This is a genomic window from Parasutterella secunda (assembly GCF_023336895.1).
Classification (GTDB): Bacteria; Pseudomonadota; Gammaproteobacteria; order Burkholderiales; family Burkholderiaceae_F; genus Aphodousia; species Aphodousia faecalis.
This window is the reverse complement of the sequence record NZ_JAMBLT010000001.1, coordinates 98,296-115,881: the sequence shown is the minus strand read 5'-3', so window position 1 is coordinate 115,881 and position 17,586 is coordinate 98,296. Positions and strand designations below refer to the sequence as shown.

Genomic DNA, 17,586 nt, shown 5'->3' with positions numbered 1-17,586 from the left:
AATTTAAACGCCTTGACGATACCACAACAGTATCGGGTCGGTACAATGCAAGCGAAAGAAATTTGAAACAAAAAACACTTATGCTCGTTCATCCTCAATTTGATCCCATCGCTTTTTCTGTCGGTCCCGTCTCGGTCCACTGGTACGGCTTAATGTATTTAGTCGGCTTTGCTCTTTTTTGGTGGCTTGGAACCTATCGAGCAAAAAAAGACTCGTGGCGTCAAATGGATGCTGAAAAAGTTGAAGATTTATTATTTTTTGGAGTTTTAGGTGTAATTATCGGTGGTCGATTGGGTTATTGCCTGTTTTATCAACCGGATTTTTATTTGACGTACCCGTCTCAAATTATTCGAATTTGGGACGGCGGCATGAGTGCACATGGCGGAATACTTGGCGTAGTCATTGCCATGCTTTATTTTGCAAAAACAAGATCAATTAACTTTTTCACCCTGGCTGATTTTGTAGTGCCGCTTGTGCCGTTAGGCTTACTCTTTGGAAGAATAGGCAACTTTATTAATGGTGAATTGTGGGGGCGCGTTTGCTCGCCGGAATTTGTGTTGGCAATGATTTTCCCACAAGCGGCAGACGGGTTACCCAGACACCCCTCTCAGCTCTACGAAGCGACATTAGAAGGTCTGTTGCTTTTTGTTGTTTTATGGATTTATTCAAAACGTCCGAGAACGCCTGGCAAGGTGGCCGCACTTTTTTGCCTCGGATACGGGATTTGCCGGTTTGTCGTTGAGTTCTTCAGGGAGCCGGATTCATTTTTAGGACTTCAAGCTCTGGGATTGAGTCAAGGGCAGTGGCTCTCCTTGCCCTTGATCGTAATAGGAGTCTTCGTTTGGGTGTGGGCACAAAGATCGATTAAGCGCTAAATCTCACGAGGTTTTTCCTGTTTGAGGATGAATTCACAGGACTCAGGCAACAGTCGCTTCATTGAGAACTCGCACCCGCAATAGAGTTGGTTGTAAAAACGGTTTAACTTTAACAGCTCACTCCGGCGCTGTTGCAATCCGCCTTTTCGCCAGTTTTTATCCCAAAATTGTGTACCGGGATAAAGTTTTTCGGCCGCCTGTCCAGCTCTGTTAATTTGTTCGAGATCCTTCCAGCGGCTGGAAGCAAGCGTAGTGGTAAAAAGTTCTATTTTTTCCTCGCTGGCGACCCTGGCGGTCTCCCGCAGTCGATAATCGAAGCAAACTTGGCATCGTCTGCCTCTTTCGGGTTCCATTTCCAGCCCCTTTATTTCTTGTCTCCACTTCGCATGATCGTAATCACCGTCAATGACACGTAAACCCAACGCTTGCGCGTAGCGTTTGAGCTCGTTTTTACGGATGATGTACTCAGAATCGGGAAAAATATTGGGATTAAAGTAAAACAGCGTTGGTTTATAGTCATTTTGCATCAGCCATTCCAAGATAGCTGACGAGCAAGGGGCACAGCAACAGTGCAGTAATACGTCAGTCATAAAATCAAATTGATACGGTTTCTTTGCGGCAATTGTATACTGCACAGGTTGGTTGAGGATATTTTCATATGACAACTATTGCGGAAAATATTGCCGGCGTTAGACAGTACATTCAAGTGGCATCGAACGGTCGCGAAGTGAAATTGTTGGCCGTCAGCAAAACATTTCCTGTTGAATCGATTGCAGAAGCTGTTCGAGCCGGTCAGCGATGTTTTGGTGAAAACTATGCCCAAGAAGGGTCGGCTAAAGTTGAGTTTTTCAAAGAACACTATCCGGATATTGAACTTGAGTGGCATTTTATTGGTCCCCTTCAGGCCAATAAGACTCGTTTAGTGGCCGAACATTTCCAGTGGATAGAAAGTCTCAGTCGCCTGAAAATTGCTCAAAGGCTCAATGAACAGCGCCCCGCTCACATGTCGGCAATCAATGCTCTTGTCGAAATCAATATCGATGATGAAGAAAGTAAAAGCGGAATTGCTCCGGAGGCGCTTTCTGATTTTTTAGCTTCGGTGTCGTTATTGCCCAACATTCAGTTGCGAGGCTTGATGTGTATTCCGAAGGCGGATGCCGATGAGACGGAAAAAAGACAAACCTTTGCAAGAATGAAAAAAATTTTCGAAGACTGCCGAACTAAAGGGTATGCATTTGATACCTTATCGATGGGAATGAGTGCAGACTACGAAGTCGCCATTGAAGAGGGCAGTACATTGGTTCGGGTGGGCTCGGCCATTTTCGGAGCCAGAAATTATTCTAAAAGTTAGGAGGATGTCATGGAAAAAAGAGTCGCAATGATCGGAGGCGGAAATATGGCTGGTGCCTTGGTGGCAGGATTGGTGGCTGCAGGTTATCCGGCTGATTTGATTGATGTTATGGATCGTAACCAGGCCAAATGCGATCGGTTGCAGAAGGACTATGGCGTCAATACACACCTAAAAGCAGGAGAATGGTTGAAAGCTGCCGAAGTTGTTGTCTTAGCCGTCAAACCTCAGGGACTTTCTCAAACGATTTCACAATGCAAAGAATTTTTTAGCGAAGGGGCGCTTTATATCTCGATTGCGGCGGGCATTCGAGTCAGTGATATTGCCAGGTGGCTAGGTAGCTTTAACCTTGTTCGCGCCATGCCGAATACGCCTGCATTGGTCAAAGCCGGTGTTGTCGGTTTGTATGTGCCCGATGATGCGCTCGCTCAAAAAGAAATCGCCCAAAGCATCCTTTGTGCGATGGGTGAAATTATTACTGTTCAGAGCGAAGAGCAATTGGATTTGTTGTCGACGGTTTCCGGTTCTGGCCCTGCCTACGTGTTTCGCTTTATTGAGGCATTGGAAGCGGCAGCGATCAAGCGCGGCTTTGATCCAGAAAAAGCTCGTGAAATGGCGATCCTTACGGTTTTGGGGGCGGCCAAGTTGGCTGTCGCCAGTAACGATTCGCCGGCTCAGCTTCGGATAAATGTCACCAGTAAGGGCGGAACAACCGCAGAGGCATTAAGAGTTATGGATGAGCATCAATTCATGGAAATGATGGATGAAGCTGTCCAGGCCGCCTACGACAGAAGCCAAGTCCTGGCTGATGAATTAGGAAAGTCATAACAAAAAATGGCGGGCAACGATGCCCGCCATAGAATTCCGTTTAATTAACGGCGGAGACTGAACTGACTGGTGGCAGATTCAGCGTTTTACAGCCCTCGAGATTTAGACTATTAACTGCAGTTTTAATGGCTTCAATAGCCGGCATTCGATTAAAGCTTTTTCTCCAAGCAATAATGACTCGACGAGTGGGAACAGGTTTTTCAAAGCTAACCGCCTTGACAAGGTCGTCGCCGCATGTTTCTTTCAGCGCTGAACTGGGTAATACCGTAATTCCCAATCCTTGTGCGACCATATGATGAATCGTCAAAAGCGAGGAGCCTTCAACAGTTTTTTGTATGGCGGTAATGCCGTTTTTACGGGGTGTTGACTCCGGACAGGCTTCAAGAATTTGGTCTCGCAAGCAGTGTCCTTTACCTAAAAGCAAAAGTTTTCCCGAACGAACCTCATCGCGATGAATTTCAGAGCGTTGCGCCCACGGATGATCATGGGGAACGGCAACAACAAATTCCTCATCGTACAGAGGCATAAACATAAGGCCCGGCTCGCTGATCGGAAGTGCCATAATGGCAACGTCAATTTCTCCGGCTCGTAGTTGTTCGAGTAGATTAGCCGTGTAATTTTCAGACAAAATCAACGGCATTTTGGGGGCCAGATGGAGCATTTTGTGAACTAAGCCCGGCATCAGATAAGGGCTGATGGTAAAGATTGCCCCCAGACGCAATGGACCACAAAGAGGGTCTTTCCCCTGTACAGCCAACTCTTCAATACGTCTGACATCGTCCAGAACTTTTTGAGCTTGTTCGACAATACTTTCACCGACCGGCGTCAGAGAGACTTCTTGAGAACGCCGCTCAAAAATGTGTACCCCCAATTCTTCTTCCAGTTTTCTGACGGCGACAGATAATGAAGGTTGAGAAATGAAACAGGATTCAGCCGCACGTCCAAAGTGTCGCTCTCTGGCAACAGCGATAATGTATTTGAGTTCTGTGAGAGTCACTTATGCCTCCAAATAGTTTTCGTATCCGCTAAACCAACGCTTCGCATGACGGTTGGCATTCTCAGGATCTTCCTTTAGCCACTGGGTGGCAAAGTCCCTGGCTGATTCCAATAGAGACGAGTCGTGTTCCAAATCGGCAAAACGCAAAAGCGGAACGCCGGATTGTTTGGCTCCCAGAAATTCTCCGGGACCTCGAATTTCCAGGTCTCTGCGGGCAATTTCAAAGCCATCGTTGCTTTCTCTGATAACTTTTAGACGCTCTCGTCCGGTATCGGACAGTTCTCCGTAGAGTAACACACAAAAACTTTTCTGGGCACCCCGTCCGACCCGTCCCCTTAATTGGTGAAGCTGAGCCAAGCCGAAACGTTCCGCATGTTCAATGACCATTAATGTGGCATTGGGTACATCCACTCCTACCTCAATAACAGTAGTAGCCACTAGTACGTCTAACTTGCCCTCTTTAAAGGACTGCATGATTTTTTGTTTGTCCTCTGCGGGCAGGGCGCCGTGGACCAGACCGACTCTAAGATTGGGCAGTTGAGTGGTGATTTCCTCGTATGTTTGAGTGGCGGCGGTTAAATCGATTTTTTCACTTTCTTCAATGAGCGGACAGACCCAATAGACTTGTCTGCCTTGCGCGACCTGCTGGTTAATCACCGACATGACTTCGTGCTTGCGATTAAGGCTGACTAATTTTGTGGTGATGGGTTGCCTACCGGCCGGTAATTCGTCAATAACGGAAACATCGAGATCGGCCAGATAGCTCATGGCCAATGTTCTGGGGATTGGCGTTGCAGATAGCATGAGCAGGTGCGGTAATCGGTTGTCCTTGGTTTGTCGGAGTGCTAAACGTTGTTGGACGCCGAAGCGATGCTGTTCATCAACGATGGCAAGCCCCAAGTTGGAAAATTGCACACTTTCTTGAATGAGGGCGTGTGTTCCGACTATCAGTTGAGCTTCTCCGGAGCGGATTGACTGAAGACTGTCATTTCGTTCTTTTGTTTTTTGTTTCCCGGCAAGCCAAACAATCTTAATGCCAAGTGGTGTTAACCATTGAGCAATTTTTTCAAAGTGTTGCTCGGCAAGAATTTCTGTCGGAGCCATTAATGCGGCTTGAAATCCCGCATCAATACAAAGTGTGGCAGCCAACGCTGCAATAACAGTTTTCCCGCTTCCGACATCCCCTTGAACCAATCGGTTCATGGGAACAATTTTTCCAAGATCCTTGCGAATTTCTTCAAACACTCTCGCTTGTGCTCGGGTGAGAGAAAAAGGTAGTTCTTCAAAAAGTTTATCCGTGACAGGATGTTGGTTGGGTGCTATTTGCGGAGCTCGATAAAGGGCTTTCAGTGCACGTGAATGCCGAAGAGCGATTTGTTGGGCGACCAACTCGTCAAATTTGAGTCGAAGCCATGCGGGATCCGTTCTTTCATCCAAAGCCGAAAGACTCGCTCCTACCGGCGGGTGGTGAATGTAGCGGAGAGCTTCAGCCAAGGGCGGCAGTTTTAGCTCTTTTAGTATTTCAAGAGGAATCAGGTCTTTAATTTCCACATCCAGCAGGGCACGGGAAATTCGCTTTCTGAGCCACGTCTGAGTGATACCCTCACCGGCCGGATAGACAGGCGTGAGTGTTGTTGGCAACGAAAGGCCGTTTAAAGCGTTGCGGATTTTTGGGTGAAGCATTTCTAACCCCAAAAAACCTTCGCGCACAGGGCCGTAAAGTCTGACCTTTTGTCCGACCGCAAGCTGCTTGCATTGAGAGGGGTAAAAATGAAGCAGTCTAACGGTAACAGTTCCACTGCCGTCGGCGACAATAGCCTGAAGTTGCTCTCCGGAAGGGCGGCGGATTCGCTCGGATCGCACAACACTGCCTTCGCATTGTTGTGTTTGACCGGGTTCTAAGCGGCCAATCGGAGTAAGGCTGGTTTCGTCCTCGTAGCGAATTGGCAAATGCAAAACATAATCCCAGTCTTTGTTAAGACCGAGTCGAGCTAACCGTTCCGATAAAGGAGCGAGTTTTTCACCTTTTTTGCGAGGATAAGACGCCAACGGCATGGCAGTACCTTAATTAGATAAGGGCGATTGCTTCGACTTCAACCGCGCCGCCCTTAGGTAAGGCTGCGACAGCAAAACAGCTTCGGGCGGGGAATGGGGCGCTGCAATACTCTTGCATAACAGTGTTAACAGCGGGGAAGTTCGCCATGTCAGTTAAGAAAATGGTGATTTTCATAACGTTTTGCATAGAGCCGCCAGCAGCTTCAACGATTGCCTTGACATTTTCAAAGGCTTGACGGGCTTGAGCGGTAAAGTCTTGCGGTAATTCACCGGTTGCGGGATTAATTCCCAATTGACCGGAGGTGAAAAGATTAGCAGCTCCTTTGGTTGCTTGAGAATAAGGACCAATGGCTGCGGGAGCTTTATCGGTGTGGATGATTTCGTGAGCCATGACGCTCTCCTATTACTGGAAGTTAAAAATTAGTTTTTTGAAACAGCAACACTAATTCTAACGTTTGAACGGACTGTTAAGTAAGAAAAAAGGGTACTGTTTTTTGTCAAAAAGTGAGTGGAATTTGACTTTGATCGTTATGCCTTTTCTACGTGTTTGAACAGTTTGGTGTAAACTTCGGGTTATTCCCAATGGGTGTCTGACTTCAGGCTCTCTAAACTGCACGCCAATTCGGTAGTGTCAGAAGTGAGTTTGTCGATGGCACGAATGGAGAAAGATATGTTTTGTCTTTAAGCATTTTCGTTTCGGGCTTCTTATGACGACCGAGACGTTCTGTCGTGCTTAAAGACTTGACTTATTTTTGAAACGGCTGGGTCCACAACGGATTCTGTTGCGAATTGACAACTTGCGGCAGACGGGCTTGGCAGAGTATTTGTCCGTGCTTGACACGTGAGAATACATCCCCTTCAAATGCGATAAGGAAGCTGCGAAAGTGGTTGCCTTAGGCAAGAGAGAATGAGCATTCTCTTGGGTTTCCCGAGGTGGGTGATTCGGTAGTAGCGGTCGAGACGAACGAGGGGAACCTTTTTAAAAAGACCCCTGCCGGTAAGGGATGGTAATCCTTAACCGGTGGCCCTCTTGGATCAAGGAGACCAAGTAATTATGAAAATCATCTACACCGACGTGCTGGTGGTTGGTGCCGGCTTGGCTGGTTTGCGTATGGCAGTTGCTGCCAAGCGTCGCGGTCAGGACACCATCATCTTGTCGCTGGTGCCGCCCAAGCGCTCTCACTCGAAGGCCGCTCAAGGTGGTATGCAAGCTTCTTTGGGTAACGTGATTAAAGGTTTGGGCGATAACGAAGACGTCCACTTTGCCGATACGGTTAAGGGTTCCGACTGGGGCTGCGACCAAGATGTCGCCCGTCTTTTCGTGAACACCTCCCCGAAGGCTGTGCGTGAATTGGCTGCCTGGGGTGTGCCCTGGAGCCGTATCACCCCGGGTGATCGTCAAGTGATCATCAACGGTGAACGCGTAACGATTACCGAACGTAAAGAAGCCGCTGGCCTCATCGGTCAACGTGACTTCGGCGGTACGAAGAAATGGCGTACTTGCTTCGTGTCTGACGGCACGGGCCATGCTATGTTGAACGCCGTGAGCGACCGCGTGATCGCTGAACACATCCCGGTTGTGGAACGTGTTGAAGCTATCGCTTTGATTCATGATGGCAAGCGCTGCTACGGTGCTGTTGTTCGTGATTTGATCACGGGCGAATTGATGGCTTATGTTTCTAAGGCTACGGCTATCGCCGCTGGCGGTGCCGGTCGTCTGTTCCGAGTGACCACGAACGCCGTGATCTGCGAAGGTACGGGCCACTCTTTGGCTTTGGAAACGGGTGTTGCCACTTTGGGTAACATGGAAGCTGTTCAGTTCCACCCGACCGGTATTTTCCCGGCTGGTATTTTGGTGACGGAAGGTTGCCGTGGTGACGGTGGCTTGTTGCGTGACGTTGATGGTCACCGCTTCATGCCCGATGTGGAACCTGAAAAGAAAGAATTGGCTTCCCGTGACGTGGTGAGCCGTCGTATGGAAGAACGTATCGCTCAAGGTAAGGGTGTGAAGAGCCGCTTCGGTGAACACATCTGGTTGGACATCACCTTGTTGGGCGAACATCACATTAAGCACAACCTCCGTGAAGTGTATGAAATCTGCCACTACTTCTTGGGTGTTGACCCGGTGAAGGAATGGATCCCTGTGCGTCCTGCTCAGCACTACACGATGGGCGGTATCCGCACGAACTACACGGGTGAAAGCCGTCAATTGAAGGGCTTGTTCGCCGCTGGCGAATGCGCCTGCTGGGATATGCACGGTTTCAACCGCTTGGGTGGTAACTCTGTGGCTGAAACGGTTGTGGCTGGTATGTTGGTTGGCGAATACATCGCTGACTTCTGCGAAAAGCCTGAAAACGTTATCGATATCCCGACGTCTATCGTCTATGACTTCATCAAGCGTGAACAAGCTAAGCTTGATCGCTTCTGCGATGGTCATGGTTCCGAAGACCCGGCCAAGTTGCGTGCTCGCATGCAAGATATCATGACTTCCAAGATCGGTATTTTCCGTCGCGGCGCCGATATGGAAAGCGCTATCAGCGAATTGGAAGACTTGTACAAGCGTTCTTTCAACGTGTCCTGCAAACCGCATCTCGGTGCCAACACCGAATTGACGTATGCTTATCGTACGCAAAAAATGTTGCGCTTGGCATTGACGATTGCTTGCGGCGCTTCTGCTCGTACGGAATCTCGTGGTGCTCACTTCCGTGAAGACTACCCGGTTCGTGACGACAGCAAGTGGCTCAAGCGCACGTTGGCTGCTTGGAAGGACGAAAACGACACGTTGCCGACGCTCTCTTACGAAGATCTCGACGTCAACAAGATGGAATTGCCTCCGGGTTGGCGTGGCTACGGTGCCAAGAACTACATCGATCACCCGGATACGGCCAAGCGTCAAGCTGAAGTCGATGAAATCCGCGCTAAGATGGAAGCCGAAGGCGCCGATCGTTTCGCTATTCAAAACGCTTTGATGCCGTACGCTCACCTCTTGCCGAAGCGCTTGCAAGGTAAGAATGAACGTATTGATGAACCTTTGGCCTAAGGAGCTGACGAAAAATGAGTGAAAACAATACCCAAAAGCAACATCGTCTGCTCAAGATCAGCATCTTGCGTTACAACCCTGCTGATCCGGCTAGCGTGCCTCACATGCAGACGTTCGAATTGGAAGAATCCGATTCGATGACCTTGTTCATCGCTTTGAATGAAATTCGCGATAAGCAAGATCCTTCTTTGCAATTTGACTTCGTGTGCCGTGCCGGTATTTGCGGTTCTTGCGCCATGATGATCAACGGTAAGCCTGGCTTGGCCTGCCGTACGTTGACCCGCGACTTGCCGACGGAATTCACGTTGGCTCCGTTGCCGGCCTTCGAATTGATCGGTGACTTGTCCGTTAACACCGGTAAGTGGATGCGCAACATGAGCGAACGCATGGAAACATGGGTTCACTTGAAGGAAGAAGAAGTCGATATCTGCCGCAAGGAAGAACCGATGGATCCGCAATTGGCCGAAGATATTTACCTCTTGGACCGTTGCGTGGAATGCGGTTGCTGTATTGCTGGTTGCGGTACGGTTCGTATGCGCCCGGACTTCGCCGGCGGCGTCGCAATCAACAAGATTGCTCGCTTCCGTTTGGACCCGCGTGACCACCGTAACGACGCCGACTACTATGAAGTGATCGGTGACGATAGCGGCGTGTTCGGTTGCATGTCTTTGTTGGCTTGCCACGACTTCTGCCCGAAGCAATTGCCGTTGAAGACGCAAATCGCTTTCATCCGTCGTAAGATGGCTGAACAAGGTATCCGCGGCTACGATAAGGTTTTGCCGACCCCGAAGAAGGCTATTCCTATCAAGGTCGTGAAGTAATTCTCAGAACCGGAGAGAAGGTGTGAAGGATCAGAAATGGTGCTTCACACCGACTTAAAGGTTTTGAAACCCTACGAGAGGTCAATGGACCGACGATGCTCGAAACCGGAGTCATCGATTGACGTCGCGTAGTTTATAAAACGGAGACGCCTCAAAAGACGCCTTCTTAATATGATTTAACGAGGAGCAAAAAAAACATGTCTCGTATTGAATATGACTTCCTTGGTGGCAAGGAAATTCCTGATGATTGCTACTATGGTGTGCAAACCCTTCGTGGCAAGGAAAACTTCCATGTGACGGAAATGTCCATGGCTCAAGAACCGTTCTTCATCATCGCTTTCGCTTATGTGAAGAAGGCTGCCGCCATGGCCAACAAGGAACTCGGTACGATCCCGGCCAACGTCGCTGACGCTTTGATCTGGGCTTGCGACCAATTGATCGCTGGCAAATACCATGATCAATTCGTGACCGACTGGGTCCAAGGTGGTGCCGGTACGTCCACGAACATGAACTGCAATGAAGTCATCTGCAACTTGGCCGCTGAAAAGTTGGGTTCCAAGAAGGGTGACTACGCTTTGGTTTCTCCGAACGACCATGCTAACTTCGGTCAATCCACCAACGACACGTATCCGACCGCTTTCCACGTTGCCTTGTTGCTCCGCAGCAATGTGATGTTGAAGGCTGTTGAAGACCTCGTCGCTTCCTTCTACAAGAAGGCTGACGAATTCAAGACCGTTTTGAAGATGGGTCGTACGCACTTGCAAGACGCTGTGCCGATGACCTTGGGTCAAGAATTCCACGGCTGGGGCTTCACGATCGCCGACGAAATCAAGACGATTAAGGATGCTCAAGAACATCTTTATGTCGTGAACCTCGGTGGTACGGCTATTGGTACGACCGTGACGGCTCACCCGGATTATCCGGCCTTGGCTGTCAAGTACTTGGCTGAATTGACTGGCTTGCCGATGCGCAACAGTGAAGACTTGATCGCCGCTACCTCTGACTGCGGTGGTTACGTCGCCATCTCTAGCGCTATGAAGAGCTTGGCCGTTAAGTTGACGAAGGTTTGCAACGACTTGCGCTTGTTGGCTTCTGGTCCGCGTTGCGGCTTCCAAGAAGTGAACCTCCCGCAAATGCAACCTGGTTCTTCCATCATGCCGGGTAAGGTCAACCCTGTTGAATTGGAAGCCATGAACCAAGCAAGCTTTATCGCTATCGGTTTGGACACCACGGTCATGTTGGCTGCCTCTGCTGGCCAACTCGAATTGAACGTGATGGAACCCCCGATCACGTGGGCTTTGTTCTTCGGTATGAAGGTCATGACCAACGCCATGAACGGCATGCGTACGAAGTGCATTGACGGTATCACCGCCAACGTCGAACGCTGCAAGGACTTGGTGATGGGTTCCTTGGGCATTATCACGATCTTGAAGCCGCACTTCGGTTACAAGACCTGCTCTGAAATCGCCCACGAAGGTTACCACACTGGTAAGACCTTGCATCAACTCATCGTTGAAGAACGTAAGTTGATGACCCAAGAAGAATGGGATAAGGTTTTCAATCTGCAAAACTTGATCGCTCCGAAGTTCGAAATGTAATTTTTGAACCTAGGGAAAACCTCGTATCAAAATTTTTTGAGACGGGGTAAAGTTCTCACAGTAGCAAAGGCGGCGGAGAAATCCGCCGCCGATGCGAATGGGTTCTAGATGGTCAAGGCTTAAACCTTCTCTGTTCTAGGAAAATAAGAAAGATAATAACTACTCCGGTTTTGGGGGTAATATGGATCTGATGTTAATTCTTCAAATTATCGTCCTTTTGGGCGCCATCTTCTTTGGCGTCCGTTTGGGCGGCATTGGTATCGGCTACGCCGGCGGTATCGGCGTGCTGGTCTTAGGTCTCGTTTGCGGCATGACGCCGGGTGCGATTCCCTGGGATGTGATCTTGATCATCATGTCCGTGATCGCTGCTATTTCTGCTATGCAATTGGCTGGCGGTCTCGACTACTTGGTTCAAATCGCTGAAAACATTCTTCGTAGCAATCCGAAGTACATTAACTACTTGGCCCCGATCGTTACCTATGTGTTGACGATCTTCGCAGGTACCGGTCACACCGCTTTCTCGATGATCCCGGTTATCGTTGAAGTGGCTAAGGAACAAAACATTAAGCCTGTGTGCCCGTTGTCTATCGCCGTGGTTTCTTCTCAAATCGCTATTACGGCTTCTCCGGTGTCCGCCGCTGTTATTTACATGACCGGCGTTCTCGAACCGTTCGGCTGGAGCTATCCTGCCTTGCTCGGTATCTGGATTGTGACGACGTTCGCTGGCTGCATGGTCACGGCTTTTGTTATGACCTTGATCCAAAATATGGATTTGAACAGCGACCCGGTTTACAAGGATCGTTTGGCTAAGGGCTTGGTTAAGGCTCCGCAAGGCGCTACGCACCGTGAAATCTCCGCCTCTGCTAAGAAGTCTGTTTGGATCTTCTTGATTGGCGTTATCGCTGTTGTGTTGTACGCTTCCGCCATTTCTCCGGCTGTTGGTATCGTTGACCCGGTTATCGTTGGTCGTGACGCCGCTATTATGGGCATCATGTTGACGATCGGTACGTTGATCACCGTTATGTGCAAGATCCACGTTGACGACATCGCTTCCTGCTCCGTTTTCAAGAGCGGTATGGTTGCTTGCGTTTGCGTGTTGGGTGTTGCATGGCTCGGTAACACGTTCGTTGCTGGTCACACGAAGGAAATCACGGACTTCTCCGCTACGACCGTGGCTCAATACCCGGCTCTGTTGGCTGTGATCTTCTTCTTCGCCGCCATGTTGTTGTACAGCCAAGCTGCTACGGCTAAGGCCATTACGCCTGCTGTTGTGACGGCTTTGGGCATCACCGCTGCTAACCCGGGCGACTCCTACATGTTGGTCGCTACGTTCGCTGCTGTGTCCGCTTTGTTCGTTCTCCCGACGTACCCGACGTTGTTGGGCGCTGTTCAGATGGACGACACGGGTACAACCCGCATCGGTAAGTTCGTGTTCAACCACGCCTTCTTCCTCCCTGGCGTGTTGGCCATCGTCTTCAGCGTTGTGTTCGGTTTCGCTGCCTGCGCAGTGTTCTAATCAGAACTTTTGCTGAAAACTAAATCGGATGTCTAACATCCGATAAGATTTAAAAACGGTAAGTTGCTTCGGTAGCTTACCGTTTTCTATTGCAGCCTAACAAATAACAGTGACTGTCTTCCACATCTTGGCGAGAGTTCTGGGAAAGCAAAATCATTGTCTAAGTGGTTCAAAATTTGTAACTTAAATAGATGTTGATGCGTCTTTAAAGCAAAGACGCTGTTATAGAGAGACAAACAGAACCACAGAATGCGTCATACAGATTGTGAATATGCATTTAGCCAAAAAAGACTATTCCTGATGTTGTCTGATCACGGAATCCATGAAATCCATTTTCTGAATAATCGAGAATGTCCTTCATAAGGTTCGGGCTATCAAGAGGTCGCTTTAGATCGAGGTCTGACAAGCAAAATAATGATGCCTGTTGAAAGGACGCCTAAAGCGGTAGTAAGCCCAAATGTTTGAATGGCGGGTGTAGAGCTTAGCCCGATGAAGCAAAACGCGAAACTAGTGGCTAGGAAGGCGAACGTCGTCAGGCTAAAACTGAGGTCTTCATTGTTTTCATTAGTGTAGAAGAGCAATGAAATGGCAATGCCAAGCCCGTAAATAACTACCATGGACATGGCGCTGAACATTGTGAAAGGCATGCCAAACCAGGAAGAAAGAGAAATGGCGAATGCGACGCCAAGAAGAGACGGAACAACGATGCGCCAAGATCTTATGCCGTAGTGAAACAAGCTGACAGTAAAAGAGCAAACAACAGCCAAAACGAAAATTCCAATAAAGATGTATCGGTATTGAGCAAGAAATGTATCGGCATCTCCGACCATATCCACGAATGTGACACCAGCTAAATGTTCCGCTAAGTCGTAGAGATTTCGGATTTGAGCGTCTTGAATACCGGCTACCTGTACGATCGAACTGTACCCTTGAGGGACTTCAAGCCAGAGATGGCGCACGGATTGAGCGCTCGGCGAATCGAGCCAGTCTTCAAAACGGACATCAAGCTGAATGGGATTGGGTGCTTTCAGTGAGTAACCGAGAACAGCAGAAAGCGGCTCACGGACCCGATTAAACATATCCAACCTAAGTTTTTCAATATCTTTTTGCCGCGTATAAGAGGGGAACCACTTTGAAATGCAAGTGGTTGTCATATCGGTCTTATTCATTCCCCTCTGCACGAAACTAAGCCGTAAAGCCTCTTCGCCCATCAGAACATCTTGAGGACTGGATGCGGTCACAATAAAAAACTTATCGGTATTGGGTAGGCTCAGTAAACGGTCTACCGTTTTTTCTTCACTTTCAAGCTCTGGGGGTATAAAGGTTAAGTTTTGGATGTTTTGCGTGAAATTCAGTTGCAAAAATCCGGCCGATAAAATCACAATGAGAGTAATGCCAATGGCCGTGTAATCAGTTGGTTTATGTTGCCAATGCTTCAAAGAAAACCGAGGGAAAAATCGGCTGAAATTAAGCATTTTTTTGCTGAAGTCACTGTCAGCAATCGGTCCAGGATTGAAACTGGGGAAAATTAAAATCAGCGTTATTGCACAACCTAAAAGGCCACAGCACATAAATAGGGCGATTTGCCGAACGGCGGGGAGCGGCGCAAGATACAAAAGTGCTAGGGCCGCGCATTCAATAAAAACGATCCAAAGTAAGGGGGTAAAAATTTTGTCAAAAACTTTGATCGGAGAAAGGTGCGGATAATGGCGCTGCACTAAAAGGAAATAGCCAACGAGCATTACAACCAGACCGATTAACGCAGAAGAGCAGACAAGGGCCCAGAGTGATATGCTGCCAAACCACACGATTACACCGAAAAATCCGCATATGTAGCTCGAGATAATACTGAATAAGACGAGTAACAAAAAACGGTTAGATGGTGACCATTTACGAATCAGACCGCCTAGAAAGATAATGATGAATGTGGCAATACCCGATAGCTCTAGTAAATGGGTGTGAGCCACGTTGGCACTGACATAAGGCTTGCCATGCACTAAAACCGTTGTATCAGGAACAACAGATTGGCTGATGCTTTTTAATTCATCAATTGAGCGGTTTAATTTAAATGCAGAAAGCCCGGTCAAGTCATCGGGAGCTTCGTAAACAAAAATAGCCCACACGCGGTTATCTGCATATAGCTTTAACGTGTCACCGCTGGAAACGACTGTACTTCTCGGTAGGCGCTTCTTAGCCCAGCGATCAAAAAAGCCTAAGGGGTCGTCAGCCTTGGGAATTAAACTGGCTTGTCCGATGCCTGTAAGACTTTCTAAGGCGCGCGCCAGAAGTTCATCGTCCGATGAAGCCGCAATTGTGTGCTGATCGACCAGATTCATCAAACGGTTGGAAATTAAACGATAGAAGGAAAAGTATTCGTTGATTTCCAATCCTTCCCAATTAACCTTTTTTAGTGACGAAGGAACTTCCCATAGGCCCTTGATTTTCAGAACATTATCATCGAAAGAGGCTGCCGTGTGTTCAGGGAAACCGACCATGAAAATAAGACGGTAGTTAGCAAAGGGCGCTAAATTCTTTTGCGCCGCACTTCGCGAGTCATCAACTTGAGTGACGGGATATAAATGAGCTTGGTCGTAATCAATCCCGTTTTTGAGCAGAAAATGGGTGCAAAAACCTAGCGCGAGAAGCAACGACAATGCCCAAGTAAGAGCCAGAGCTTGCCAAGAGGCGAGAATGATTTTACGGATTGGCAAGTTCATTCTCCTGTTGGGTTGACGAAATCTCGGACAGTTTTATCTCATCAATGATGAGTGTCGTGATGTCACTGGAAAAATTTTCGACCACTATTTTTTCCGGAGTGTCCTTACCGGTTACCGAGACGTGCTTGACAATACTGCCGGTCATGTTGCTTTTGGGATAGAAATCCATTTTCCAGCTTTCCGGTTTATTTTGACTAAAAATTTGGAAGTCTAGTTCCAAGGCAGTCATGTCAGCCGAAAGCAATCCCCATAGTATTCTGTTGACAATATTGGTGGCCGAGGGTGACGTATTTTCGATCCGTTTCCCATTTAAATGGATATAGGTTTTGAAATTCTGATCGGTATAAAGAGAAGTTGTCAGAATTGGTTTGGTAGCCTTCCAAAGGAGAACGTCATCCTTCCAAAAAATAAAGAAACCCTCACATTCAAAAGGTTTGGGGACTGAAACCAATTTTTCTTTTTGAATAAAACGTCCCTCAATAACCGGCGCAATTTTGAGTCTGGAAATAATGTCAGCAGTTGATGCGCACGACAACGGTGCAACAGAGAAAAGCACTGTTGCAAGCGAAATCGTTAAAAAAGAATGAGCTGCCGACATAAGTGAGAAAAATTAATAAGCGGTCTTTACATTGTAGCGAAGAGTGGCACGCAAAAAATGAACCCGATGGACAAATAATCCATCGGGTGTTGGAAGTCTAAATGCCGGAATGTTACTGAACCGAAGTTTGTAGGGCTTCAGATTGCTCTTTCAGTGTCTGAACTTTAGCCCGTGCTGCGTCCAAATCAGCTTGAACGAATTCATCTGCGCGATTGGCTTTAGCTTCAATCATTTTCTTTTGTAACTCTAACTGAGCTTTTTTCAATTCAATATCAAGGCGTTTGGATTCAAGCTCCATCTCCCGAGCTTGATCATCATAGGCTTGCAGTTTCTTTTCACGATCAGCCTTGGCTTTTTGTGCAGCTGCCTGAGCTTTTGCTCGAGCTTGATCTGCTCTGCGTTGGATGTCGGCGGCCTTTTTTTGAGCCGCTTGACGCTCTTGTTCTTTTGCCGCATCCAAGGCCTGAATTTCAAGCTCGGCCTGATGAATCCTTGCGATTTGCTCATCCATTGACATTCCGCCAACTTGGGCTTGCGCGGTGGGAATAAGAAGAGCCATTACAGAGGCGGCAATCAAAGAATACTTCAACATATCACTACTTCTCCCTTTCTATTATTGACCGCAACCACCGGGATTGTTCGGCTGAATACGCGTTTCCGTCGGGGTGGTGGAAATCATCACGGCAAGTCCGGGTTTAAATTCGCACACACGTCCGACTTGGGCAGAATTGTAAAGTTTATTGTTGTAGCGGAAAGTTAACTGGACGCCGTCAACATAACTTGTACGATCGCCGCCAACTGCTCCGCCGGCAATATTGCCAACCGCACCGCCGGCTAAACCGCCCAAGACTCTGGAAGCCGTGTCGTGGTTGTTGTGGCTACCGATTGCAGCTCCTGCGATAGCTCCGAGAATTGTGCCAATGGTCTTTGCATCAGAGCGATTATCTGTGTTGGATACAGCGACCTGAGCGGTACCGATTGACAAAATTTCAACGGTTCGAACTTGTTGAGCTTGGTTGACAGAAGTTGCGGCGTACGTGTCCGAACGGTAGTAACGACCATCGTTAGCACATCCTGAAAGTACTAAAGCAGCGACTGCGGCGGCAAGAGCGATTTTTTTCATAGATTCACCCAAAAAATAGATTTATTTATTACGATTTCACTTTAGCGCAATTTAATTTCGACTGCATAAT

15 protein-coding genes are annotated in these 17,586 nt (G+C 48.2%); 7 read left to right on the top strand and 8 right to left on the bottom strand.

The window, feature by feature from the left end:
* The first annotated feature begins 80 nt into the window (after positions 1–80).
* Complete coding sequence (gene lgt / locus M3080_RS00560; RefSeq protein ID WP_249091454.1) at positions 81–875, top strand: prolipoprotein diacylglyceryl transferase; 795 nt, start codon at positions 81–83, stop codon at positions 873–875.
* Here lgt and M3080_RS00555 read toward each other — a convergent pair.
* Positions 872–1,465 (bottom strand): epoxyqueuosine reductase QueH, encoded by a 594-nt coding sequence (locus M3080_RS00555; RefSeq protein ID WP_283162497.1) that lies wholly within the window; start codon positions 1,463–1,465, stop codon positions 872–874. The genes lgt and M3080_RS00555 overlap by 4 nt on opposite strands.
* Before the next feature lie 68 nt (positions 1,466–1,533).
* Here M3080_RS00555 and M3080_RS00550 point away from each other — a divergent pair, with 68 nt between their 5' ends.
* Positions 1,534–2,226, top strand: coding sequence for a YggS family pyridoxal phosphate-dependent enzyme (locus M3080_RS00550; RefSeq protein WP_249091452.1), 693 nt, complete (start codon positions 1,534–1,536; stop codon positions 2,224–2,226).
* Between the two features lie 9 nt (positions 2,227–2,235).
* Positions 2,236–3,051 (top strand): pyrroline-5-carboxylate reductase, encoded by an 816-nt coding sequence (gene proC / locus M3080_RS00545; RefSeq protein ID WP_022472769.1) that lies wholly within the window; start codon positions 2,236–2,238, stop codon positions 3,049–3,051.
* A 40-nt stretch (positions 3,052–3,091) separates the two neighbouring features.
* On the opposite strand, the gene M3080_RS00540 is transcribed toward proC, so the two are convergent.
* Genes M3080_RS00540 through M3080_RS00530 form a run of 3 tightly spaced genes read right to left on the bottom strand, consistent with a single transcriptional unit; the run spans position 3,092 to position 6,494 of the window.
* Entirely contained in the window at positions 3,092–4,048 is a 957-nt protein-coding gene (locus M3080_RS00540) for a hydrogen peroxide-inducible genes activator (protein ID WP_249091451.1), read from the bottom strand.
* Positions 4,049–6,103: an ATP-dependent DNA helicase RecG gene (gene recG / locus M3080_RS00535; protein ID WP_249091450.1), complete on the bottom strand. Its 2,055-nt coding sequence runs from the start codon at positions 6,101–6,103 to the stop codon at positions 4,049–4,051.
* 13 nt (positions 6,104–6,116) lie between these two features.
* Positions 6,117–6,494, bottom strand: a complete 378-nt coding sequence (locus M3080_RS00530; protein WP_249091449.1) for a Rid family detoxifying hydrolase — start codon at positions 6,492–6,494, stop codon at positions 6,117–6,119.
* A 663-nt stretch (positions 6,495–7,157) separates the two neighbouring features.
* Between M3080_RS00530 and M3080_RS00525 the strand changes: the two genes are divergently transcribed.
* The 4 genes from M3080_RS00525 to M3080_RS00510 all read left to right on the top strand — a co-directional run bounded on the left by M3080_RS00525 (position 7,158) and on the right by M3080_RS00510 (position 13,078).
* Positions 7,158–9,143 carry a fumarate reductase flavoprotein subunit gene (locus tag M3080_RS00525; RefSeq protein WP_022472765.1) on the top strand — a complete coding sequence of 662 codons (1,986 nt, stop codon included), beginning with the start codon at positions 7,158–7,160 and terminating at the stop codon, positions 9,141–9,143.
* 14 nt (positions 9,144–9,157) lie between these two features.
* The gene (locus tag M3080_RS00520; protein WP_249091447.1) at positions 9,158–9,964 is read left to right on the top strand and encodes a fumarate reductase iron-sulfur subunit; all 807 of its coding nucleotides are present in this window, start codon (positions 9,158–9,160) and stop codon (positions 9,962–9,964) included.
* A 197-nt stretch (positions 9,965–10,161) separates the two neighbouring features.
* The gene (locus M3080_RS00515) at positions 10,162–11,562 is read left to right on the top strand and encodes an aspartate ammonia-lyase (RefSeq protein WP_022472763.1); all 1,401 of its coding nucleotides are present in this window, start codon (positions 10,162–10,164) and stop codon (positions 11,560–11,562) included.
* Positions 11,563–11,743: 181 nt separating this feature from the next.
* Positions 11,744–13,078, top strand: coding sequence for an anaerobic C4-dicarboxylate transporter (locus M3080_RS00510; RefSeq protein ID WP_283162496.1), 1,335 nt, complete (start codon positions 11,744–11,746; stop codon positions 13,076–13,078).
* A 374-nt stretch (positions 13,079–13,452) separates the two neighbouring features.
* On the opposite strand, the gene M3080_RS00505 is transcribed toward M3080_RS00510, so the two are convergent.
* The 4 genes from M3080_RS00505 to M3080_RS00490 form a co-directional block, all read right to left on the bottom strand.
* A complete protein-coding gene (locus M3080_RS00505) occupies positions 13,453–15,789 on the bottom strand; it encodes an MMPL family transporter (RefSeq protein ID WP_249091446.1) in 2,337 nt (778 codons plus the stop codon).
* Positions 15,776–16,393 (bottom strand): LolA-like protein, encoded by a 618-nt coding sequence (locus tag M3080_RS00500; RefSeq protein WP_022472760.1) that lies wholly within the window; start codon positions 16,391–16,393, stop codon positions 15,776–15,778. Before M3080_RS00500 ends, M3080_RS00505 begins: the two co-directional genes overlap by 14 nt.
* Positions 16,394–16,505: 112 nt before the next feature.
* Positions 16,506–16,985 carry a DUF5384 family protein gene (locus M3080_RS00495; protein ID WP_022472759.1) on the bottom strand — a complete coding sequence of 160 codons (480 nt, stop codon included), beginning with the start codon at positions 16,983–16,985 and terminating at the stop codon, positions 16,506–16,508.
* Positions 16,986–17,006: 21 nt separating this feature from the next.
* On the bottom strand, positions 17,007–17,516 hold the full coding sequence (locus M3080_RS00490) for a glycine zipper 2TM domain-containing protein (RefSeq protein WP_022472758.1): 510 nt from the start codon (positions 17,514–17,516) through the stop codon (positions 17,007–17,009).
* Positions 17,517–17,586: the final 70 nt, after the last annotated feature.